We start from the raw sequence: 21539 nt of genomic DNA on the forward strand, positions 1-21539 counted from the left end.
GGCAAGCTCTCGGTATGGACTTGGAGTTGAGGCACCTCAAGGCGATCCGGGCCATCGCGGACGCGGGCAGTCTCACGCGCGCCGCAACCGCGCTCGGTCTCGCGCAGCCCGCGCTCAGCGCCCAGCTCAAGCGGATCGAACGGGCCCTGGGTGGCACGCTGTTCGAGCGGGGGAGAGAGGGGGTGCGGACGACGGCCCTCGGCGACCTGGTCCTCGACCGCGCCCGGGTCGTGCTGCCCGCCGTGTGCGAACTGCAGGAGGAGGCGGTGCGGTTCGCCCGGGAGGGTGCGGGGGGCTACCGGCTCGGCGGCACGCACGGCCCGCTGCTCGGCGGCCTCGTCGACCGGCTCGCCAGGACCGAGCCGGGGTCGCCGGTGACCACGTACACCTCCTGGTCGGAGCGGGAGATCGCCCGTGGGGTCGCCGCCGGCCGGCTGGGCTTCGCCCTCGTCGGCGTCTGCGGCGAGAGCGCGCCGCCCGAGGCGGGGCGGCTCGCCTGGACGGAGATCGCCCGCGACCCGGTGTACGTGATGCTGGCCGCCGACCATCCCCTGGCCACCCGTACCGAACTCGACCTGGCCGAACTGGCGGTGGAGGCCTGGACCGACGTACCCGGCGACGGCTGCTTCGGCGACTGCTTCGCCGCCGCCTGCGTGCGCGCGGGCTTCACTCCGGCCTGCGTCTACGAGACGGACACCGCCTCCTGCGTGCACCTGGTCCAGGTGGGCCGGGCCGTCGGCCTCTGCCGGGCCACCTTCCCCGTGACACCGGGCATCGTGACCCGCCCCCTGGCCGGCGCCCCGCTGGTCTGGCGGCACCTCCTGGGTTGGCACCCCGAGGGGCGCGCGGCCGGACGGGCCGCCACGGTGCTGCACCACACCAGAGCGGCCCACGCGGAGGCGCTGGTGCAGAGCGCGGGGCGGATGCCGGGGGCGGGAGTGGCGCCGGGGGCGATGCCGATGCCGACATCCACGCCGGTGCCGGTGCCGGTGTCAACGGAGGCCGGTCTGGTCACGGTGGCCGTCCCGGTGCCGGGCGCCGACCCGGAGCCGTACCCGCGGCCCTCCCCGTACCCCGGGGCATAACGCCGTGGCAGGGGCCGGCTGACAACTCCCGCCGTCCCGTGCGGGATCCCTACGGTCTCGGTAGATCCCCCACCGAGAACCGAGGAGAATCTCAATGACGAAGTCAAGCCGCCTGCGTGACCGGTGGGGCGGAGGTGAACAGCCTCTTGTCGCGCAGCATGGCCCACAGGACGTCGACCCGGCGGCGGGCGAGTGCGAGAAGTGCCTGGGTGTGGATCAGCCCCTCGGCTCGCTTCTTGAGGTAGTAGTCCCGCGATGGGCCCGGCCGCATCATGGCGGACTGGGCGGACATGTAGAACAGCCAGCGCAGACGTCGGTTGTAGCGTTTGGGTCGGTGGTAGTTGCCGGTCCTGCGGCCGGAGTCTCGCGGAACCGGGGCGAGCCCGGCGTGCGAGGCCAGGCGGCCGGCGTCCCGGTAGCCGGACAGGTCGCCGACGATGGCGACGAACTCGGCGCCCAGGATGGGGCCCATGCCGGGCAGGGACTCGATGATCTCGGCGCGTTCGTCGGTGCGGAAGGTGTCGCGGATCTCCCGGTCGTTGTCCTTGATCCGCTCGTCCAGGGCCAGCAGCTGGTGGGCCAAGTCGCGTACCAGCTTCGCGGCCCGGTCCTCGCCGGGCAGGGCGGTCATCTGGGACTGGGCGGCCTCTACGGCCTTGGCCGCGATCTCGCCCGCCCCACGGGCCTTGCGGCGTTCCAGCCAGGTGGTCAGCCGTTTGACGCCGATCCGCCGCAGGGCGGAGGGGGTCTGGTACTCGGTCAGCATGAGGACCGGTCCCTTGGCCGCGGAGTAGTCGAAGGCTCGCTCCAGGGCGGGGCAGATGCCGACCAGCAGGTCGCGCAGCCTGTTGATCAGACGGACCCGGTCGGCGATCAGGTCGCGCCGGTAGCCGGTCAGCAGCTGGAGGGTGGAGACCAGCTCGGGCGGGGTCTCGATCGGGGTGAAGTCCCGGCGCATGCGGGCCTGGTCGGCGATGACCAGGGCGTCCTTGGCGTCGGTCTTGCCTTCACCGCGGTAGGCGCCGGTCATCCGGTTGACGGTCCTGCCGGGCACGTAGACGACCCGCTGGCCGCGGGCGATCAGAAGCGCCAGCAGCAAGGCGGAGGAACGGCCGGAGATGTCCACCGCCCACCGCACTTCGCCGGCCTTCTCCAGGGCCGTGTCGATGAGCGTGAGGATCTGCGACTCGTCGTTGATCACCTTCGTCGAGAACACCATCGTGCCGTCGGCGTCGACCGCCACGGCCCAGTGATGCCCCTTGCCGGCGTCGATACCGACCCATAACTGCTTGCCAGACGTACTCATCGTCGCTCCGTGTCCCTCGTGACCAGCACTTTCACGGCCCGAGGAACACTCCGCCGACAGGTCCTTAACCAGCGATGCCCGCAGTTCTCAATCAGCAGTCGGAGCGTCCCGGAGGATCGGGCGGCCATTCTCCTAGAGCCATTTGAGGCAAACACCCCATCAGCCACACCCGATCCTCCCGGACCGGGACCAATTCTTAAGGACACCCCATGCTCCGACGACACGCCCGTGCGGCGTGTACCGCGCTGGCCGCCGCCGGGATGGCGCTGGCCGGTATCCAGGCCGGTACCGCCACCGCGGCACCGGACCGGGCCCCGGTCCCGAAGACCGCCGCTCGGACCCTCGCCACCGCCGCCGCCCAGCCCGCACTCCTCGCCGCCATGGAGCGCGATCTGGGACTCACCCGCCCCCAGGCCCTGACCAGGCTCGCCAACGAGGCCGAGGCCGGTGCCACCGCCGCCCGGCTCCGCCAGGGTCTCGGCGGCGCCTTCGCCGGTGCCTGGGTGGACGGCTCCGAGTCCGGCACGCTGACCGTGGCTACCACCCGCGCCGCCGACGCGGCCGCGATACGCGCCACCGGCGCGGACGTCCGGCTCGTGTCCCACGGCCTGACCGTCCTGGAGCGGGCCAAGGAGGCCCTGGACCGGGCCGCCACCGCCGAGGCCCCCGTCCGCTACGTCGACGTCCGCGCCAACGTCCTGGTCGTGGAGGAGACCCGGCCCGGCGCGGGCGCCCGGCTCGTCGAGGTCACCGGCGTCCCGCGGGACCTGGTCCGTGTCGTGACGACCGCACAGGCCCCGCGCCCGCTCTACGACATCCGGGGCGGCGACGCGTACTACATGGGCGGCGGCGGCCGTTGTTCCGTCGGCTTCGCGGTGACCCGCGGCACCACCCAGGGCTTCGCCACCGCCGGACACTGCGGCCGCGCGGGCACCACGACGAGCGGCTTCAACCAGGTGGCCCAGGGCAGTTTCCAGGGCTCGATCTTCCCCGGCAACGACATGGCCTGGGTGGCCGCCAACACCAACTGGACGTCCACCCCGTACGTCAAGGGCTCCGGCGGCGCGAACGTGCAGGTGACCGGGTCGGTCCTGCAGCCCGTCGGCGCGTCCGTGTGCCGCTCCGGCTCGACCACCGGCTGGCACTGCGGCACGATCCAGCAGCACAACACCAGCGTCACCTACCCCGAGGGCACCATCTCCGGCGTGACCCGGACGACGGTCTGCGCCGAACCCGGCGACTCCGGAGGCTCGTACATCTCCGGCAGCCAGGCGCAGGGCGTGACCTCGGGCGGCTCGGGCAACTGCTCCAGCGGCGGCACGACCTTCTTCCAGCCGCTGAACCCGCTGCTGCAGAACTACGGCCTCACCCTGAAGACCACCGGCGTCGACCCGGGCCCCGGGCCCGGCGAACCGCAGCCGGGCGGCACGTGGGCGGCCGGCAAGGTCTACGCGGCCGGTGACACGGTCACGTACGGCGGAGCGAGCTACCGCTGCCTCCAGGGCCACCAGGCCCAGACCGGCTGGGAGCCGCCGAACGTCCCCGCCCTGTGGCAGCGACTGTGACGTGTCTCCGGCGGTGACCGACTGCCGGATCTGACCACCTGCCGGCGGTGACCGGGGGTGCCGCGGCTCCGAGGGGGTGCCACGGCACCCCCTCGGAGGTGTCTTGCCGATCAGTTTCCCGCGTCAGCCGTCGAGGCCGCCCCGGGCGATCACCTCCGCGTACCAGCGGGCGCTGTCCTTGAGCGTCCGGCGCTGCGTCGCGAAGTCCACGTGCACGATGCCGAACCGCTTGCTGTAGCCGTACGCCCACTCGAAGTTGTCCAGGAGCGACCACAGGAAGTAGCCCCGCACGTCCGCCCCGTCGGCGAGGGCCCGGTGCACCGCCGAAAGGTGGGCGTGCAGATACGCCACCCGCTCCGGGTCCTTCACGTTCCCCGACGGGTCGGCGTAGTCGTCGTACGCCGCCCCGTTCTCGGTCACCACCAGGGGTACGCCCGGCAGTTCGTCCCGCAACCGGATCAGGAGCTCGTGGAGGCCGCTCGCGTCCACCGGCCAGTCCATCGCGGTACGCGGCCCGGGGGCCGGCTCGAACCGTACGTGCCGCTCCGCGCCCGCCCACGGCGACGGCGACTCGGAACTGCCCGCCGCGACGACCGAGGGGCTGTAGTAGTTGATGCCCAGCGAGTCGATCGGCGCGGCCGCCGTGGCGAGATCGCCGTCCCCGACGAAGGACCAGTCCGTGATCCCGGCCGTGTCCCGGACGAGATCCTCGGGGAGCCGGCCGTGGAAGACCGGTTCGAGGAAGATCCGGTTGGCGACGGCGTCGATCCGGCGGGCCGCCTCCTTGTCCTCGGGCGCCTCCGAAAGAGGGCGTACCGCATGGAGGTTGAGGGTCAGGGACACCTCCGCCGACGCGGGCAGCGCCCCGCGCAGCTCGCGCGCGGCCAGTCCGTGGGCCAGGTTGAGGTGGTGCGCGGCGCGCAGGGAGGCGAGGGCGTCGGTCCTGCCGGGGGCGTGCACGCCGTTGCCGTAGCCGAGGAAGGCGGCGCACCAGGGCTCGTTGAGCGTGGTCCAGGTCGCGACCCGGTCGCCGAGCGCGTCCGCCATGACGCCCGCGTACTCCGCGAAACGGTACGCGGTCTCCCGCTGGGTCCAGCCTCCCTCGTCCTCCAACTCCTGGGGAAGGTCCCAGTGGTAGAGCGTCGCCACGGGGCGGATGCCGGCCGCGAGGAGGCCGTCGACGAGTCGCCGGTAGAAGTCGAGCCCCTTGGCGTTGACCGGGCCCCGGCCCGCGGGCAGCACTCGGGGCCAGGCGATCGAGAAGCGGTAGTCGGTGACGCCGAGCCGCCGCATCAGGGCGATGTCCTCGTCGAGCCGGTGGTAATGGTCGGCGGCGATGTCACCGGTGTCGCCGTTGCGCACCTTGCCCGGGGTGCGGCTGAAGGTGTCCCAGATGGACGGCGTGCGGCCGTCCTCCGTCGCCGCACCTTCGATCTGGTACGCCGCCGTGGCGGTGCCCCAGCGGAAGCCCTGCGGGAACCGGAGGAGGGCCGGGGCGTCGAGGCGAGCGTCGAGCGCAGTCATGAGGTGGTAACTCCCATAAGTGAGAGGACTGTTGGGGAGGTCTGTTGGGGGGTCTGACGGGGATCTGCTCGGGGGAGGTCCGTGGTCAGCCCTTGACGGCGCCCTGCATGATCCCGCCGACGATCTGCCGGCCGAGCAGGCCGAAGACCAGCAGCACCGGCAGGGTGCCGAGCAGGGTGCCGGCCATGATCACGGACTGGTCGTGGACGTAGCCGCCGCCGAGCTGGCGCAGGGCGACCTGGACGGTCGGCTCCGAGGAGGTCAGGGCGACGACGGGCCAGAAGAAGTCGTTCCACGCGGCCATGAAGGTCAGCAGCCCGAGCACCGCCATGCCGGGGCGGGCGATGGGCACGACGATCGACCAGAAGATCCGGGCGGTGGACGCGCCGTCGACCCGCGCCGCCTCGATCAGCTCGTCCGGCAGGGTCTGCACCAGGTACTGCCGCATGAAGAACACGCCGAACGCGGAGACCAGGCCGGGCAGGATCACCGACTGGAGCTGGTTCACCCACCCCAGCTCGGCGATCATCATGAACAGCGGGATCACGCCGAGCTGGGGCGGGATCATCATGGTGCCCACGGTGAGCGCGAGCAGTGCGCCCCGGCCCCGGAAGCGGAGCTTGGCGAAGGCGAAGCCGGCGAGCGTGCAGCACAGCACGGTGCCGAGGGTGATCGAGCCCGAGACGATCAGGGAGTTGAGCAACGCCTTCCCGATGTCCGCCTCTTCGAGCACGGCCTCGAAGTTGCGGATGAGGTGCGGTCCGGGGACCAGGGTCGGCGGGACCTGCGCCAGGTCGGCGTTGGAGCGGCTCGCCGCGACGAGGGTCCAGTAGAACGGGAAGGCGGAGACCAGCACGGCGATGATCAGGATCGCGTACGCGACGGGGCCCGCGTGCAGGGTGCGGCCCGCCCGGGAGGGGCGGCGGCCCCGGGGCGGGGCGGCCGGGGACGGCCGGTCGGGGCGCGGTGGACGGGGCGGTGCCTCGATGGTGCCCGGCGCGGTCATCGGCCGGCCTCCTTGCGGGAACGGCGGTGCGCGATCAGGGCGTTGACCCCGACGAGCACCACGATGAGCAGGAACATCACCCAGGCGATGGCGGCGGCCCGGCCCAGGTGGAAGAAGCCCCAGCCCTGCTCGTACATGTAGAGGCCGAGCGTCTGGTACTGGTGCGAGATGCCGCCCGAGATCTTGCCTTCGAGGAGCAGAGGCTCCCCGAACAACTGGGTCGCGCCGATCGTGGAGACGATGACGGTGAAGACGATGGTGGGCCGCAGCCCGGGCAGGGTGACGTGGAAGAACTGGCGCCAGCGCGAGGCGCCGTCCATCGCGGCCGCCTCGTACAGCTCGTCGGGGATCGACTGCATGCCGGCGAGGTAGATCAGCGCGTTGTAGCCGGTCCAGCGCCAGACGACGACGGCCGAGACCGCGATCTGCGAGGCGACCGTGCCGGTCTGCCAGTCGACGGGCTCGATACCGACCGTCCCGAGCAGGTAGTTGATCAGTCCGAAGTCCCGTCCGAAGAGCTGGGCGAAGACGAGGGTGGCGGCGGCGACGGAGGTCGCGTACGGCAGCAGCACGGCGGTCCGCAGGAACGTGCGGCCGCGCATCCGGTAGTTGAGCAGGTGCGCGAGACCGAGGGCCATGACCAGCTGCGGCACGGTGGAGAGCACGCCGATGGTGAACGTGTTGCGGAGCGAGATCCAGAAGAACTCGTCTTCGAGCAGGGCGGTGTAGTTGCCGAGCCCTCGCCACTCCATGTCGCCGGGCGTCTGGAGCTCCACGCGGTACAGCGAGACATAGGCCGTGTAGAGCAGCGGGAAGGCGCCGAAGGCGGCGAACAAGGTGAAGAACGGGGCGATGTAGGCGTACGGCGAGGCCTTCTGCCAGGTCCGCCGGACGGACGACCCCCGCCGGGACGCGGGGACGGACTTCGGCGGTGTCACGGGTGCGGTGAGGGTCACGGTGCGGCCCTTCGAGAGGAGGCGAGACGGGTGTGCGGCGGGGCGGGGCGGTGCCGGACGGGCGTACGCGGGGGAGCGGGCCGCCCGTCCGGCACCGGGATCAGCCGAGGGTGTTCGCGACGCCCTTCCTGGCGTTCTCCCAGGCCTTCTCCGGCGCGGTGCCCTTCCGCTCGACCTCGCTCAGCGCGTTCGTGATCTGCTGCGCGATGTTCTGGTCGTGCACGCCGAGGACCTGCACCGGGGCCGCCTTCGCCGCGTCGCCGAAGATCCTGCCGATCGGCGCGTTCGAGAAGTACGGGTCCTTGGCGGCGGCGACCTTCTCGATCGCGCCGGTGGAGGAGGGGAAGTTGCCCTGCTTCTCGAAGAGCCTCACCTGCTGCTCGGGCGCGGTGAGCCACGCGACCAGCTCGTACGCCTCCTTCTTGTGCTGCGCCGCCCTCGGTACGGCGAGGTAGGAGCCGCCCCAGTTGCCCGCGCCACCCGGGAGCGCGGCGACGTCCCACTTGCCCTTGCCGCTCTCGCCGGCCTGGCCCTTGATGTAGCCGAGCATCCAGGCGGGGCAGGGGATCGTGGCGAAGGAACCGGCGGCGAACGCCTGGTTCCACTGCGGCGACCACTGGTCGAGCTCGGCGCTCAGCCCGCTGTCGGACGCCGCGACGGAGTGGTCCCAGGCGGCGCGCAGGGCGGGGTTGTCCTCCCAGATCAGCTTCCCCGAGGCGTCGTAGTACCGCTCCTCCTCCTGCCCGATCATGATCGAGTAGAGGCTGCCGATGCTGTCGAGCCAGGCGCTCTTGGCGGGGGCCTTCGCCTTGTACTGCTTGCCCAGCTCCAGGTAGCCGTCCCAGGTGGCCCACCGCTTGGACAGCTCCTCGCGGTCCGTCGGCAGCCCCGCCTTCTCGAAGAGGTCCTTGCGGTAGCACATCGCCTCGGGGCCGACGTCCGTGCCGAGGCCGAGGACCTCGCCGTTCTTCCCGGTGGCGGCGGCCCACTTCGCCTCGGCGAACTGCCCCTTCAGGGTGTCCGCGCCGTACTTCTTCAGGTCCTCGAACTTGTCGGCCTGCAGCTGTGTGACGGAGGCGATCCGGCCCACCTCGATGCCCTGGACGTCGGCGAGGCCGCCGCCGCCGGCGAGCCGGGTCTGGAGGGACTTCCAGTAGTCGGCCTCGTCCTCGGTGTCCGTCTGCTTGATCGTGACGCCCGGGTGGAGCTTCTCGTACTCGGCGTAGAGCCCGGCCTCCTTGTACCCGAACGAGCCGAAGAGGTCCACGGTGATCGTGACCTCGCCGCCCGCGCCGTCCGTGGCGGCCCCGTCCGACGAGCTTCCGCAGGCGGCGAGCAGCGCCCCGCTCAGGACGACCGCCCCGAGGCGGACGGCGACGGTGGTGGGTCTGGCGGCTCGGGCGATGGGCATGGGGGCCTCCCTTGGCTTCGGGGCGAGCGAGAGAACTGCTTGAGAGCGCTCTCAAGAATGCGGTTGGAGCGTGCCCGCGCTCCGGGTGTCCCGTCAAGACTTGAAGGCGTAACGGCTTGGACTCGGGTCCGAACTCCCCTCCGTGTCCCCTCTCTTGACACCCAGGTTTCGAGAGTTTTACGTTTTCGGCCATCCGAAGCGCTTGAGAGCGCTCTCGAAACTCTCGGGAGCCTCGAAGGCCCTCGGAGGTCTCGAAGACCCTCGGAGCCCTCCGGGGCTCCCCACGCATGCCGCACCACCCCCATTCCCCGTCCGTGCTCGATCCGTCGTGACGACATGAGGTGCCGTTCATGCCAGCCCCCCGCACCCGACCAGCCCGCCACACCGGGCCCGCCCTCCGCACCCGGACCGCACCCCGCACCCGGCCCGCCGCCGTGCTGGCCCTGGTCTCCGCCCTCGCCGCCCTGGGACTCGGTCCCGCCGCCGCCCCCGCGGCGGCCGCCACCGTCCCCGTGGGCGCCGGAAGCTACTCCGACACCCGCCCCGCCGGTACCTCCGGCCCCACCACCAACACCGGCGCACCGGTCACCCCCAAGGTCACCGCCGCGGCCCAGGGCAAGCCGGTGCCCACCAACGACTGGTGGTCCTCCCTCGCCTTCCAGCGCTACGGGGACAACCCCTACTCCACCCCCATGTACGGCCACCCGCTCACCTACCAGGCCGTCGCCGGCGGCCTGGAGATCGGCTACCCGACCAGCCCCGCCGTCGTCGGCGAAGGCCGCCAGTACGAGTACGCCCACAAGCGCGACCTCACCCTCGGGCTGACCGGGCTCAACTCGCCCGACACCAAGGCCGACGCCTGGTCCGACTGGACCGTCACCCCGTACTGGTCCGACGGCGCGCGCACCCTGCGCACCACCATCGGCCACGGGATGCCCTTCGTGTACGCCAAGGGCACGGGCGGCGACGCCCGGATCACCACCGCCACCGCGCCCACCGTCTTCGCCGACCAGGGCAACGTCCTCGGCATCACCGTCGCGGGCCACCACTACGCCCTCTTCGCGCCCGGCGGCACCGACTGGAACATCTCGGGCTCGACCCTCACCGCCGGCCTCGGCGGCAAGGACTACTTCTCCGTCGCCGTCCTGCCCTCCACCGACGCGCTCGCGACCTACCGGAAGTACGCCTACAGCTTCGTCACCGGATCCACGGTGAACTGGAGCTACGACGCCGGCACGGTCCGCGCCACCTACGCCCTCACCACCGAGGCGAAGGAGGGCACCGAGCGCGGCACCCTCCAGGCGCTCTACCGGCACCAGTGGCTGCACACCACCGACCCGCTCACCCCGTACACGTACGTCTCGCCCCGCGGCACCATGAAGGTGCGGGAGGCGGCCTCCTTCACCACGACCCAGCGGGCCGCCGCCACCCTGCCCGGACTCCCGGGCGGCAGCGGCGTCGACGCGGCCCGGCTGCGCGGCTACCTGAACGAGGTCGCGAACTCCTCCGACCCGTTCTCCGGAGCCGTCGACACGTACTGGACCGGCAAGGCGCTCGGCAAGCTCGCCCAACTGGTGCCGCTCGCCGACCAGATCGGTGAGGGCGCGATCCGCGACAAGCTCCTCGGGCTCATCAAGGGCCGCCTCCAGGACTGGTTCACGGCGGGCGGAGCGAGCGAGTTCTCCTACGACCAGGCGTGGAAGACCCTCACGGGCTACCCGGCCTCGTACGGCAGCGACACCGAGCTCAACGACCACCACTTCCACTACGGCTACTACGTCTACGCGGCCGCGATCGTCGCCCAGTACGACCCGGCCTGGGCCGCCGACTCGGCCTGGGGCTCGATGGTGAAGACCCTGGTCCGCGACACCGCCAACCCCAGCCGCACCGACGGCGCCTATCCCTTCCTGCGCGGCTTCGACGTCTACGCCGGACACAGCTGGGCCAGCGGCCACCAGGGCTTCGCCGCCGGCAACAACCAGGAGTCGTCCTCGGAGTCGACCAACCTCAGTGCCGCGCTCGTCCTGTGGGGCTCGGCGACCGGCGACACCACACTGCGCGACCTCGGCACGTACCTCCTCACCACGGAGGGCGAGGCCATCGCCCAGTACTGGTTCGACGCCGACCAGCAGGTCTTCCCCGGAGGCTTCCAGCACGACACCGCCGGCATGGTGTGGGGCAGCGGCGCCGCCTACTCCACCTGGTGGACCGCCAACCCCGAGGAGATCCACGGCATCAACGTCCTTCCCGTGACCGGCGGTTCACTCCACCTCGGCGGACACAAGGACGCCGTCCGGCGCAACATCGCCGAACTGGAACGGGAGAACGGCGGACCCGCCGTCGAATGGCGGGACATCCTCTGGGAGTTCCAGTCCTTCGCCGACCCTGCCGCCGCGAAGGCGAAGTGGGACGCGGGCCACGCCGGTTACACCCCGGAGGCGGGGGAGTCGAAGGCCCACACCTACCACTGGCTCACCACCCTCGACGCACTCGGCGCCCCCGACGCCTCCGTCACCGGCTCCGTCCCCACCTCGGCGGTCTTCACCAAGGGCACCGCGCGGACGTACGTGGCCCACAACCACGGCGCGACCGCCCGTACCGTCACCTTCTCCGACGGCAAGTCCCTGACGGTTCCCGCGCGTTCCACGGCCACGGGCAACGGGACGGGCACCCCCGACCCGGACCCGGATCCGGAGCCGTCCACGGGGAACACCTTCCAGCTGCGCTCCGGCGGCACGCTCACCACGGCCGCCGGTGCCGCCGAGGTCACCGACACCATCCTCTCGGCGCAGGGCACCAACCACGACGGCACGCCCAGCAGGCCCCTGACGTACGAGATCAAGGGCGTCAACGGCACGCTCAGGCCGGGCGGGCTCACCGCCTTCCGCCTCCACGTCGACGCCGGCACCGCGGTCGGACTGGGCCAGCAGGCCCGGATCAGCTACGACCTCACCGGTGACGGCACCTTCGACCGGACGGAGACGTACCACTACTTCGCGACGGACCCGGTGACCGGCTGGGAGGAGTACGCCCAGACCCGCGGCCTGAAGTCGGCCACCGGCACCCTCGGCGACCTGCGCGGCGGCACGCTCCGCCTGGAGGTCTGGAGCGCGATCGGGAACGCGGACGCGCGCCTCCGGACGGGCACGGCCACGTCCGTGGTCGTCATCCCGTACGACTGACCGACACCCCCGACACAGGAGCGGCGGGCCCGGAGACACCTCCGGACCCGCCGCTCCGCCGTCCCCGTCAGGCCGAGTCGCGGCGTACCAGCGACGTCGGGGTGATCACGGAGGCCGGAGCCGCACCGCCGGGCCCGTCGAGCAGCCGCATCAGGAGCTTGACCATCAGCCGGCCCATGCCCTCGATGTCCTGGCGCACGGTCGTCAGCGCGGGGGAGGTCCGGTCGACCACCGAGGCCATGTCGTCGAAGCCGACGACCGCGACGTCCTCCGGGACCCGGATCCCGCGCTCCCGCAGGGTACGCAACGCACCCGTCGCCATCAGGTCGTTGGCGACGAACACGGCGTCCACGTCCGGCCTGCGGTCGAGGAGCTCGGCCATGGCGCGGGCGCCGCTCTCCTCGGTGAAGGCGCCCCGGCAGAGCAGAGCCGGATCGGCGTCGGGCAGGACGTCGTGGTAGCCGTGGAGCCGGTCGACGGCGGAGGTCTGGTCGTGCGGCCCGGCGATGTGGGCGACGGCCCGACGGCCCAGACCGACCAGATGGCCCACGGCCTCCCGGGCGCCGCCGCGGTTGTCGCAGTCGACGTACGGCACCGCGGGGTCGATGCCCGGCGCGGGGCGCCCGCCGAACACCACCGGGATGCGGGCCCGGTCGATCAGGGCGGGCAGCGCGTCGTCGCTGTGCAGGGAGAAGGCGAGCGCCCCGTCGACGTGGCCGCCGCCCAGATAGCGGGCGATCCGCTCGTGGTCACCGGGACCCTCCACCCACAGCAGCACCAGCTGGGAGTCGTGCGCCGTCAACTCCCGGCTGATACCGCGCACCTGCTGCTCGAAGAACGGGTCGGAGAAGATCCGGAACTCGGGCTCCTCGATGATCACGGCCACCGCGCCGTTGCGCCGGGTGACCAGGGTGCGCGCCGCGTGGTTGGGGACGTACCCGAGCTCCTCGACGGCCCGGTTCACCTTCTCGACCAGCGGAGCGCGTACCCCCGCACCGCCGTTGACGACCCGCGACGCCGTGGCACGGGACACACCGGCGCGTGCGGCGACGGCTTCCAGCGTGGGGCGCGAGCCCGTGGTCTGATCCGGCACGTCGGGCGCTCCTCGGCTGCGTCGACTGGGTGGGCGTACGGTCCTGCGCGGACCAGGATATCTGCACCCCGCACGCTCTGAGAGCGCTCCCAAGAAGGAGATGTCCGGCCCCGACGTCACCATGACCCGGCGCGCACCACGTCTCAGGCGAGGAACTCGCCGTCGCGGGCCACCACGACCCCGCCGTGCACGACCAGGTCCCGCTGGGGCATGTCCACGACGACCTGCGGCAGGCATTCGCCGCGTACGAGGACGAAGTCGGCCGGGGCACCGGGCGTGAGGTCGGCGTGCGCGAGGCCCATGACGTCCGCGCCGCCGTGGGCCGCGACGCGGTAGCAGTCCGTCAGCTCCTCGTCGAGGCGCACGTCCGTCACCCAGCCGAGGAGCTGCGCGCGGTGCAGCATGTCCGCGTTGCCGAACGGGCTCCACGAGTCGCGCACACCGTCGGAGCCGAGCCCGACCCGCACCCCGTGCTCGCGCAGCCGGGCGATCGGCAGCACCAGCGAGTCGGAGGGCGCCACCGTGGTGAGGGCGATGTCCTGGGCGCCCAGGTCGGCGGCGATCGCGCCGAGCTCGCGGTCCGACAGGCCCGGCAGGCAGAAGACGTGGCTGACGGTGACCTTGCCGGCGAGGGACAGGGCGCGCGTGCGGTCGATGATGCCGCGCATGGCCGTGATCCCCTTCTCGCCGCGGTCGTGCAGATGGATGTCCACACCGACGCCGTGCCGGTCCGCGATGCCGAAGACGAGGTCGAGCTGTGCGTCGAGGGCCTGGTCGAAGCCGATCGGGTCGATGCCGCCGATCATGTCGATCGTGCCCTCGCGCGCCGCCTCCTCGAGGAGCGCCGCCGTGCCCGGCGTACGGATGACGCCGTGCTGCGGGAAGGCCACGATCTGGACGTCGAGGGCGTGCCGCAACCGCTCGCGGGCCTCCGCGACGCCCTCCACCCCGGCGAGGCCGTAGGCGGGGGCCACGTCGGCGTGGGCGCGCATCGCCCGCGTACCCCGGGCGACGGCGTGGGACATCAGCCCGTACGCGCGCTCGGCGACGGGCCGGCTCTGGGCCCGGAACAGTTCGACGTCCTGGGCGACGTAGTCGGCGATGCCGTTCGCCGGGCGCCGCGACACCCAGGGGCCGCCCCAGGTCGTCTTGTCGGGGTGGATGTGGGCGTCCACGAGGGACGGGAGCGCGATCCGGCCGCCGCCCTCGACGACCTTCGCGCCCCGCGGCGCGGGGCCGTCCGCGACGCGGCCGTCGACGACCACGAGGTCGGTGGGCCGCGCCGCCCCGAACGGGCGGACGTTCCGGAAGACCACGGCCCTGTCGCGGCGCCCGCCGGCGGCGGACGCGCCGGGCGCGGAGACGGCTGCCTGGGTGTGGGCAGTGGCCTGAGTGTGGGCCGCGGCCTGGGCGGCAGGGGTCAGTGCCTGGGCCTGGGCAGGGGTCGCGATCGCGGCCGTCGTACCGGCCAGGGCGGCGGCGCCGGCCAGCATCGTGCGGCGGGAGAGGCTGCCGGGGGAGGGCGTGGTGGACGACTGCATGGGAGCTCCTTGAGGGGGAGGCCGACGGGCTCCTTCATTTTGTATACCAAGCGGAAGGCGCGGAACAAGGAGGTGATCACGAACCCATGAAATCCGCACGTCGAGACCTCGGAATCCACCGAAGGGGGATGCTGGAGGTGTGTCTGGTATACAAATATCCTCAGGCGTCGCCGAAGAGCGACCGCAGGGCGACGGCCCTGCTGTCCCGCACGTGCAGCAGCGTGCAGGCCGCCGCCGCCTCCGCGTCCCCGGCCGCGATGTGCCGGAACATCTCGGCGTGCTGCGCCCGCATGTGCGCGGGCTCCTCACGCAGCCCGAACAGCAGCCGGAGCTGCCAGCTCAGCTGTTCCATCGTGCGGGCGAGCAGGGGGTTGCCCGTCATGGCGACGACGCCCTCGTGGAACGCCGTGTGAGCGGCCACCTCACGCGTCCCCTCACCCGCCGCGGCCGCCGACTCGGCCTGCCGGAGGGTCGCCTCCAGCGCGGCGAGGCCCTCGGCGTCGCCCACTGCCAGGGCCCGCGCCGCGAGCCGCGACGCCTGGACCGCGAGCGGCTCCCACACCTCGTACAGATGCTCCACGTCGGCGCGTTCGAGCCGGCGCACGCGGACGCCGCTGTGCGGGAGCAGTTCCAGGAGTCCTTCGGTGACCAGCGCGCGCAGCGCCTCGCGCACGGGGACGCGGGACATGCCGAGCTCCTCGGCGACCTCCCGCTCGACGAGCCGGGCGCCCTGCGCGTACCGCCGGTCGACGATGCGCTGGAGGACGGCCTCGCGCGCGCGTGCGCTGAGCGAGGCCTCTCCGGTCCTGCCCGTCTCCGCCACCTGTCGTGTCCCTTCCCGTTCCGTGCGCGACGGCCCTACGGGGCCGCAGGGCCCGTCGACGCGCGGATGACCAGCTCCGGGTCGAAGAGGAGCTCGCCCGCGGGGACCTCACGGTTGCTGACCAGGGCCAGGACGCTCCGGCCCACCTCCAGGGCCAGCCGGTCCGCGGGCTGGCGGACCGTGGTGAGGGCCGGGTCGGTGAACTCCGTGACCGTGGAACCGTCGTAGCCCACCACCGAGACGTCGTCCGGGACGGACAGTCCCTGGCGGCGGATCCCGCGGATGGCCCCCAGGGCCATGAAGTCGCTGGCCGCGACGATCCCGGTGGCGCCGAGACCGATCAGGGAGGAGGCCGCGGCCTGACCGCCCTCCACGCTGTACGACTGGCGGACGACCCGGCGCTCCGCGTCGTCGATGCCGCGCCGGGCCATGGCGTCGACGAAGCCCCGCACCCGCCGGTCGGCGGGGCGGTTCCCCGCCGGGCCCGAGGCCATGCCGATGCGCCGGTGGCCGAGGCGGTGGAGGTGGTCCACGGCCAGTTCGGCGGCGAGCGCGTCGTCGGTGGAGAAGACCGGGGCCGGCACGCCGTCCGCGAACTCGCCGTTGATCCCCACGTACGGGACGCGGCGCTGGCGCAGCAGTTCGTAGCCGTCCGTGTCCGCGCCCTCGACCGTGTTGGACGCGGAGAGGAAGACGACGGCCGCGATCCCCTTGTCGACCAGCGAGGTGAGGAAGTCCAACTCCTGGACGCCGCCGGGGAAGACGGGACAGAGGACCGTCTTCAGACCGTGCGGGGCGAGCGCCGACTCGATCCGCTCGGCCACATCGGCGAAGAACGGGTTGGAGACGAACTCGGTGACGACGGCGACGAGTTGCCCCTGTGTGGGCCGCTCGTAGCCGAGCTCGGCCATCGCCTGCTCGACCGCCTCGCGGGTCTTCTTCGAGACGCCCTGCCGCCGGTTGATCACCCGGCTGACGGTGGCCTCGCTGACCTGTGCGTGGGCTGCGACGTCGGTGATCCCGACCTTCATCGCGGTCCTTCCGTGAGTACGAGCGACACCAGACCGCCACGCGGGACGGCCAGGGAACGGGGTCCCTCCGGCAGGAGCGTCAGCGGATCATTCATCATACGGCCGTCCGGCCCGTGGACCCGGGCGGCCACCGGACCGCCGCCGGTGACCTCCACCATCACCCGGTCCCGGTCCGAGCCGTTGACGAGATGGAAGCGGCGGTACGCGGCGAAGTCGAGCTCCACCACCCGGTCGCCGTGCACGCTCACCAGGCATTCGTCGCCACGGGCGGCCACCACCAGCGGATACAGCTCGTCCGGCCGCCCCGGCTCCGTCCGGCCGTCGAGCAGCAGCTCCCGGTGCAGGTGCCAGCGCCCGAGCCAGAACCGTACGGCCGCCAGGTGCTCCGGCGGCAGCTCGTCCAGGCGTACGGAGATCTGCGGGACCGCGTGGAGCGCCCCGATCAGCTGGCGGGCCACCGTCTCCACCGGCGCGGAGCGGGACCACATCACCATGTCGGAGTGGACGGCCCCGCCCACGGCGAGGAGCGTGGTGTCGAGGATCCGCACCCGGTTGGCGGTCGCGTCCGCCGGGCAGTCGAAGGAGCGCAGCATGTTCCCGAACGGCGCCATGCCGGGACCGACGTACGGCTGGCGCAGTTCGAGCAGCAGCCCGGGCCGTACGGCCTCCAGGGCCCCGCGGACCTCCGTGAGCAGCTCCGTCATCGCCCGCCCGACGTCCCCGGCGCCGTCGCCCGAGTACACCGCCGCCTCGTCGAGGAAGTCCAGCTTGAGGCCGTCGACGCCGTACTCGCGGACGAGCGAGACGCACAGCTCGACGACGTGCCGGCGTACGTCGGGGAGGCGCGGGTCCAGCACCCGTCCGCCGGGCACCGTGGCCGGGGCGGGCGCCGACGCCGCCCAGCGGTCGTGGCAGTCGGCCTCGGGGCCGAGCAGCAGCGGCGCCACCCAGAGCAGGTAGTGCAGCCCCAGGGCGCGGACCCGGGCCACGTGTCCGGCGAGGTCGGGGAACTTGGCGGGGTCCGGCTGCCAGTCGCCGCAGCCGGCGTAGCCCCGGCCGTTGCCGAACCGCTGCCAGCCGTCGTCCAGGATGAGGACCCCGCAGCCCAGTTCGGCGGCGGGACCCGCCTGCGCCTCGACGGCGTCGGCGGTGACGTCCTGGTTGAAGGCGTACCAGGTGGAGTACGCGGGGAGCCGGGCCGCGTCGGGCACCGGCATCGGCGGGTGGGCCGCGGCGAACCACGTGCGGAGCGGTCGTACGGCGGTGGCGACGGAGGGCGCGCGCGGCACGAGGAGCAGCCGGTGCGGCTCCGCGGAGGCCGGCAGGCTCAGGTGGACGACGTGGGTGTCGTTCTCCTCCGAGACCCCGAAGCGGACGGTGGCCTCGGGGACCGGGTCGGCGGCGGCGAAGGTGAGGAGGGTGGCGCCGGAGTGCTCGTACAGACAGCCGGCGGCGGGCCCGTCGACCAGACAGACCTGGCTGAGGCCCTCCCAGTCGGCCACCAGCGTGCGCCGCCAGCCGCCCTTCGGATGCCAGTAGCCGGCGGCGTCGGCGAGCGGCACGGAGAAGCGGATCTCCACGGGAACCCCTTCGGCCCGTACGGAGAGCATCCGCAGCCCGTCCGTGAGGGGGGCGAGCTCCCAGTGGGGGCGTACGCCGGGGTGACCGGGGGCGAGGACGGCGATCGACACGTCGTCGAGCAGCGGCTCGGCGGCGGCGGGTGCCGCGTGCGCGGTGGTCACCACCGCGGGCGCGTGGTCGGTCTTCTGCTCTTTCATCGGACTGCTCATTCCTTCACCGCGCCCGCGAGGAGGCCGGAGACGAAGTGGCGCTGGAGCGCGAGGAACACGACCGCCATGGGTACGGCGGCGATGGCGGTGCCGGCCAGGATGGCGCCGTAGTCGGTCTCGTCCAGGCCCTGGAGGGAGGCGAGCGCCACCGGGATGGTGAACGTGGCGGAGTCGCGCAGCACGATCAGAGGCCAGATGAAGTCGTTCCACTGGTACAGGAAGAGGAACAGGGCGAGGGCCGCGAGGGCCGGGCGCATCGGGGGCAGCGCGACCCGCAGGAACAGCCGGAACTCCCCGCAGCCGTCCATCCGGCCCGAGTCGAGGAGCTCCTGCGGGAGCGCCGCCATCGACTGGCGCATCAGGAAGATGCCGAAGGGCAGGGCCAGGTTGGGGGCGATGACGGCCTGGTAGGTGTTGAGCCAGTGCAGCTCGGCCATCAGCTTGAACAACGGGACCAGGGTGATCTGCGCGGGCACGACCAGGCCGAGCATGAGGAGCCCGAACAGGGCCTCGCGGCCACGGAACCGGTAGGTCGCGAAGCCGTACCCGGCGAGCGTGCACACCGCGCCCGCGAGCAGCGTGTAGACGGTGGCGATGCCCAGGGAGTTGAGCACCACCCGGCCGAAGTCGGCGGTCTCCCGCAGGCTGGCGAGGTTCTCCGCGAGGTGCCCGCCGGGCAGCAGGGGCGGCGGGCTGTCGAAGATCTCCTGCGAGCTGTGGGTGGCGCCGACGGCCAGCCAGTAGAAGGGGACCGCGACGGCGGCCAGGGCGATGGCGAGCCCGGAGGTGAGCATGATGCTCCGGCCGGGGTGGCGGGTGGTCACGACTTCTCCCCGAGGAGGCGGAACTGGATCAGGCCGAGCACGCCGACGAGGACGGTGAGCGCGTACGCGATGGCGGAGGCGTAGCCGAAGTCGAAGTACGTGAAGGCGTTCCGGTAGAGGTACACGCCGATGGTCAGGGTCGCGTTGTCCGGCCCGCCGCCGGTGAGGACGTACGGCTCGTCGAAGAGCTGGAGCGTACCGATGGTGGACAGGACCGTCGTGAGCAGCAGCGCGGGACGGAGCCCGGGCAGCGTGACGTGGCGGAAGGCGTTCAGTGCCCCCGCGCCGTCCACGGCGGCCGCGTCGTACAGCTCGGCCGGGATCGTCTGGAGCCTGGCGAGCAGGATCACGGCGTTGTAGCCGGTGTAGTGCCAGGTCAGGGCCAGGCCCAGGGAGATCCGTGCCCACATGCCCTCGGTCAGCCAGGGCACCGGGTCCACACCGACGAGGCCGAACAGCCAGTTGACGAGTCCGTACTCCTCGTTGAGGAGGACGGAGAAGACGATGCCGTACGCGACGAGGCCCGTGACCATCGGCAGGAAGAAGCCGAGCCGGAAGACGGGCCGGCCGCGCAGCAGGGTCGAGTCGAGGGCGACCGCGAGACCGGTGGCGAGCGCCAGCATCAGCGGCACCTGGACGGCGAGGATCACCCCCGTATTGCGCAGCGCGGTCCAGAACAGCGGGTCGTCGGCGAGGCGTACGTAGTTGTCGGCGCCCACGAAGGTCTCGGTGCCGCCCACCGTGCGGTGCAGGCCGAGCAGGAACGACCAGGCGATGGGGTAGAGCTTGAACGCGGCGAAGAGCAGCAGCGCGGGCAGCACGAAGAGGTACGGGGCCGACCGGCCCGCCCGCCGCCGGGGACGGGCGGGGGCGGGGGCCGGAGCGGGTGACGGGGCCGGGGTGGCGGCCGCACGGGAGCCGCCTCCGCCCCGGCCGTCCGTCGTGGTGGCGCCGGGTGTCATCGCACGTTCTTCCTGCCGGTCTGGCGGGCCAGCTCGCTCGCCGCCTCGGCGAGCACCTTCGCCGGGTCGGCGCCCTTGAGCAGCACCTTGGACTGGGCGTCGGTGACGAGCTTCAGGGCGCGCGCGTAGTCGGCGGTGTAGTTCACGGCGGGGCTGGGCGCCTTGAGGGCGTCGAGGAAGATCTCGCCCTTGCGCTGACCGCTGAAGAACGCGGACGGCTCGTGGAAGACGGAGTCGTCGTACGCCTTGAGGAGGGCGGGTGCGATGCCCTTGCCCCGGTAGATCCGCACCTGGGAGGCGGGGCGGGTCAGCGCGAACTCGACGAAGGACCAGGCGGCCGCCTGGTGCTTGCTGCTGCCGGCGACGGCGAGGTGGGTGGAGTTCACCGTGGCCGCGGTGGGGCCGCCGCGACGGACGGCCGGGGGAAGCCGGACCTTCCACTTGCCGGCCTCGCCGGGCACCTGCTCCTCGATGATCCCGCCGAACCAGGTGGGCCAGGGCAGCACGGCCGCGGTGCCCCGCTTCAGGGAGCTCATCAGGGCGTTCCAGCCGCCGGCCAGATTGCTGACCAGACCGGCGTCGTTCATGGTCTTGATGAGCGTCATGGCCCGGACGGCCTCGGGGGAGTCCAGGGTGATGCGGCCCTCCAGGTCGAAGTAGAAGGCGCCCTGGAGCTGGAGGAGCATCTGGAAGAAGTTGGCGGCGTCGGGCTGCGAGGCCGGCTTGTCGATGCCGAGGAGGTGGGCGCCCGTACGCGCCTTGAGCTGCTTGCCCGCCTCGATCGTCTCGTCCCAGGTCTGGAGCGCCCCGACGTCGACGCCCGCCTTCTCGAAGAGGTCGGCCCGGTAGTAGAACCCCGCCGAGTTCGCCTCCCAGGGAAGGGCGTTGACGCGCTTGCCGTCGGGGGAGACGGTCTGCCACAGACCGGCGGCGAAGGCGTCCTTGTGGGCGGTGGCGCCCAGCGGGGCGAGGTCGGCGAGACCGCCGGGGAAGCGCTCGACGTACCCCGGCAGGTAGTCGACGCCGATGTGCAGGACGTCGGCGAGGCCCTGGCCGCCGGCGGCGAGACCGGCTGTGATCTTGTCCCAGATCGCCGGGTTGCCGATGTCCTCGACGGTCACCTGGATGTCGGGGTACGTCTTGTTGAACTCCGGTATCAGAGCCTTCAGTTCGGTCGCCGGACCCTGCCAGGACCAGACCGTGATCCTCCCCTTGCGGGGATCCCCGGCGCTGCCGCCGGCGCCTGTGCCGCCGCTGCCGGAGCAGCCGGTGAGGGTGGCCAGGCCGGTGAGGCCGAGTCCGCCGAGTCCGGCCGCCGCGAGGGCGCCTCCTCCGCGCAGCACCTGCCGGCGCCCCGGCTGTCTTCCGCTCTGCTGGTCCGTCATGTCGGATCCCTTTCGCTCGCACCGTCGCGGACGTTGACGGGGCCGGACATTACAA

16 protein-coding genes are annotated in these 21539 nt (G+C 72.3%); 3 read left to right on the forward strand and 13 right to left on the reverse strand.

The window, feature by feature from the left end:
* Positions 1–14 precede the first annotated feature (14 nt).
* Complete coding sequence (locus tag OG580_RS33070) at positions 15–1085, forward strand: LysR family transcriptional regulator (RefSeq protein WP_267047330.1); 1071 nt, start codon at positions 15–17, stop codon at positions 1083–1085.
* Between the two features lie 103 nt (positions 1086–1188).
* Here the strand turns inward: OG580_RS33070 and OG580_RS33075 are convergent, their stop codons facing one another.
* Entirely contained in the window at positions 1189–2391 is a 1203-nt protein-coding gene (locus OG580_RS33075) for an IS110 family transposase (protein ID WP_267047331.1), read from the reverse strand.
* 209 nt (positions 2392–2600) lie between these two features.
* On the opposite strand from OG580_RS33075, the gene OG580_RS33080 reads away from it, so the two are divergent.
* The gene (locus OG580_RS33080) at positions 2601–3956 is read left to right on the forward strand and encodes a carbohydrate-binding protein (protein WP_267047332.1); all 1356 of its coding nucleotides are present in this window, start codon (positions 2601–2603) and stop codon (positions 3954–3956) included.
* Between the two features lie 123 nt (positions 3957–4079).
* On the opposite strand, the gene OG580_RS33085 is transcribed toward OG580_RS33080, so the two are convergent.
* The 4 genes from OG580_RS33085 to OG580_RS33100 form a co-directional block, all read right to left on the reverse strand.
* Entirely contained in the window at positions 4080–5480 is a 1401-nt protein-coding gene (locus OG580_RS33085) for a GH1 family beta-glucosidase (RefSeq protein ID WP_267047333.1), read from the reverse strand.
* 85 nt (positions 5481–5565) lie between these two features.
* Positions 5566–6486, reverse strand: a complete 921-nt coding sequence (locus tag OG580_RS33090) for a carbohydrate ABC transporter permease (RefSeq protein ID WP_267047334.1) — start codon at positions 6484–6486, stop codon at positions 5566–5568.
* Positions 6483–7442, reverse strand: coding sequence for a carbohydrate ABC transporter permease (locus OG580_RS33095; protein WP_267047335.1), 960 nt, complete (start codon positions 7440–7442; stop codon positions 6483–6485). The genes OG580_RS33090 and OG580_RS33095 overlap by 4 nt, the downstream gene beginning before the upstream one ends.
* Positions 7443–7542: 100 nt before the next feature.
* On the reverse strand, positions 7543–8853 hold the full coding sequence (locus tag OG580_RS33100; protein WP_267047336.1) for an extracellular solute-binding protein: 1311 nt from the start codon (positions 8851–8853) through the stop codon (positions 7543–7545).
* A gap of 350 nt (positions 8854–9203) precedes the next feature.
* On the opposite strand from OG580_RS33100, the gene OG580_RS33105 reads away from it, so the two are divergent.
* A complete protein-coding gene (locus OG580_RS33105; protein ID WP_267047337.1) occupies positions 9204–12035 on the forward strand; it encodes a glycosyl hydrolase in 2832 nt (943 codons plus the stop codon).
* 67 nt (positions 12036–12102) lie between these two features.
* On the opposite strand, the gene OG580_RS33110 is transcribed toward OG580_RS33105, so the two are convergent.
* From OG580_RS33110 to OG580_RS33145, 8 genes are all read right to left on the reverse strand, one after another.
* Positions 12103–13128, reverse strand: a complete 1026-nt coding sequence (locus tag OG580_RS33110) for a LacI family DNA-binding transcriptional regulator (protein WP_267047338.1) — start codon at positions 13126–13128, stop codon at positions 12103–12105.
* Positions 13129–13271: 143 nt separating this feature from the next.
* The gene (locus tag OG580_RS33115; protein ID WP_267047339.1) at positions 13272–14669 is read right to left on the reverse strand and encodes an amidohydrolase family protein; all 1398 of its coding nucleotides are present in this window, start codon (positions 14667–14669) and stop codon (positions 13272–13274) included.
* 160 nt (positions 14670–14829) lie between these two features.
* Positions 14830–15492 (reverse strand): GntR family transcriptional regulator, encoded by a 663-nt coding sequence (locus tag OG580_RS33120; protein WP_267047340.1) that lies wholly within the window; start codon positions 15490–15492, stop codon positions 14830–14832.
* A 35-nt stretch (positions 15493–15527) separates the two neighbouring features.
* Complete coding sequence (locus tag OG580_RS33125; protein ID WP_267047341.1) at positions 15528–16523, reverse strand: LacI family DNA-binding transcriptional regulator; 996 nt, start codon at positions 16521–16523, stop codon at positions 15528–15530.
* Positions 16520–18301 carry a glycoside hydrolase family 36 protein gene (locus OG580_RS33130; RefSeq protein WP_267047342.1) on the reverse strand — a complete coding sequence of 594 codons (1782 nt, stop codon included), beginning with the start codon at positions 18299–18301 and terminating at the stop codon, positions 16520–16522. The genes OG580_RS33125 and OG580_RS33130 overlap by 4 nt, the downstream gene beginning before the upstream one ends.
* 8 nt (positions 18302–18309) lie before the next feature.
* Positions 18310–19137, reverse strand: a complete 828-nt coding sequence (locus OG580_RS33135) for a carbohydrate ABC transporter permease (RefSeq protein WP_267047343.1) — start codon at positions 19135–19137, stop codon at positions 18310–18312.
* Positions 19134–20099, reverse strand: coding sequence for a carbohydrate ABC transporter permease (locus OG580_RS33140; RefSeq protein WP_267047344.1), 966 nt, complete (start codon positions 20097–20099; stop codon positions 19134–19136). The genes OG580_RS33135 and OG580_RS33140 overlap by 4 nt, the downstream gene beginning before the upstream one ends.
* Positions 20096–21484, reverse strand: a complete 1389-nt coding sequence (locus OG580_RS33145; RefSeq protein ID WP_267047345.1) for a sugar ABC transporter substrate-binding protein — start codon at positions 21482–21484, stop codon at positions 20096–20098. Before OG580_RS33145 ends, OG580_RS33140 begins: the two co-directional genes overlap by 4 nt.
* Positions 21485–21539 lie beyond the last annotated feature (55 nt).

It is taken from the genome of Streptomyces sp. NBC_00094, from assembly GCF_026343125.1.
Taxonomy (GTDB): Bacteria; Actinomycetota; Actinomycetes; order Streptomycetales; family Streptomycetaceae; genus Streptomyces.

Bases quoted from the DNA above. Each gene is read 5' to 3' on its own strand.
- OG580_RS33085 (WP_267047333.1), bottom strand. From the start codon at position 5,480: ATGACTGCGCTCGACGCTCGCCTCGACGCCCCGGCCCTCCTCCGGTTC.
- OG580_RS33100 (WP_267047336.1), bottom strand. From the start codon at position 8,853: ATGCCCATCGCCCGAGCCGCCAGACCCACCACCGTCGCCGTCCGCCTC.
- OG580_RS33130 (WP_267047342.1), bottom strand. From the start codon at position 18,301: ATGAAAGAGCAGAAGACCGACCACGCGCCCGCGGTGGTGACCACCGCG.
- OG580_RS33070 (WP_267047330.1), top strand. From the start codon at position 15: ATGGACTTGGAGTTGAGGCACCTCAAGGCGATCCGGGCCATCGCGGAC.
- OG580_RS33090 (WP_267047334.1), bottom strand. From the start codon at position 6,486: ATGACCGCGCCGGGCACCATCGAGGCACCGCCCCGTCCACCGCGCCCC.
- OG580_RS33115 (WP_267047339.1), bottom strand. From the start codon at position 14,669: ATGCAGTCGTCCACCACGCCCTCCCCCGGCAGCCTCTCCCGCCGCACG.
- OG580_RS33105 (WP_267047337.1), top strand. From the start codon at position 9,204: ATGCCAGCCCCCCGCACCCGACCAGCCCGCCACACCGGGCCCGCCCTC.
- OG580_RS33125 (WP_267047341.1), bottom strand. From the start codon at position 16,523: ATGAAGGTCGGGATCACCGACGTCGCAGCCCACGCACAGGTCAGCGAG.
- OG580_RS33075 (WP_267047331.1), bottom strand. From the start codon at position 2,391: ATGAGTACGTCTGGCAAGCAGTTATGGGTCGGTATCGACGCCGGCAAG.
- OG580_RS33080 (WP_267047332.1), top strand. From the start codon at position 2,601: ATGCTCCGACGACACGCCCGTGCGGCGTGTACCGCGCTGGCCGCCGCC.
- OG580_RS33140 (WP_267047344.1), bottom strand. From the start codon at position 20,099: ATGACACCCGGCGCCACCACGACGGACGGCCGGGGCGGAGGCGGCTCC.
- OG580_RS33145 (WP_267047345.1), bottom strand. From the start codon at position 21,484: ATGACGGACCAGCAGAGCGGAAGACAGCCGGGGCGCCGGCAGGTGCTG.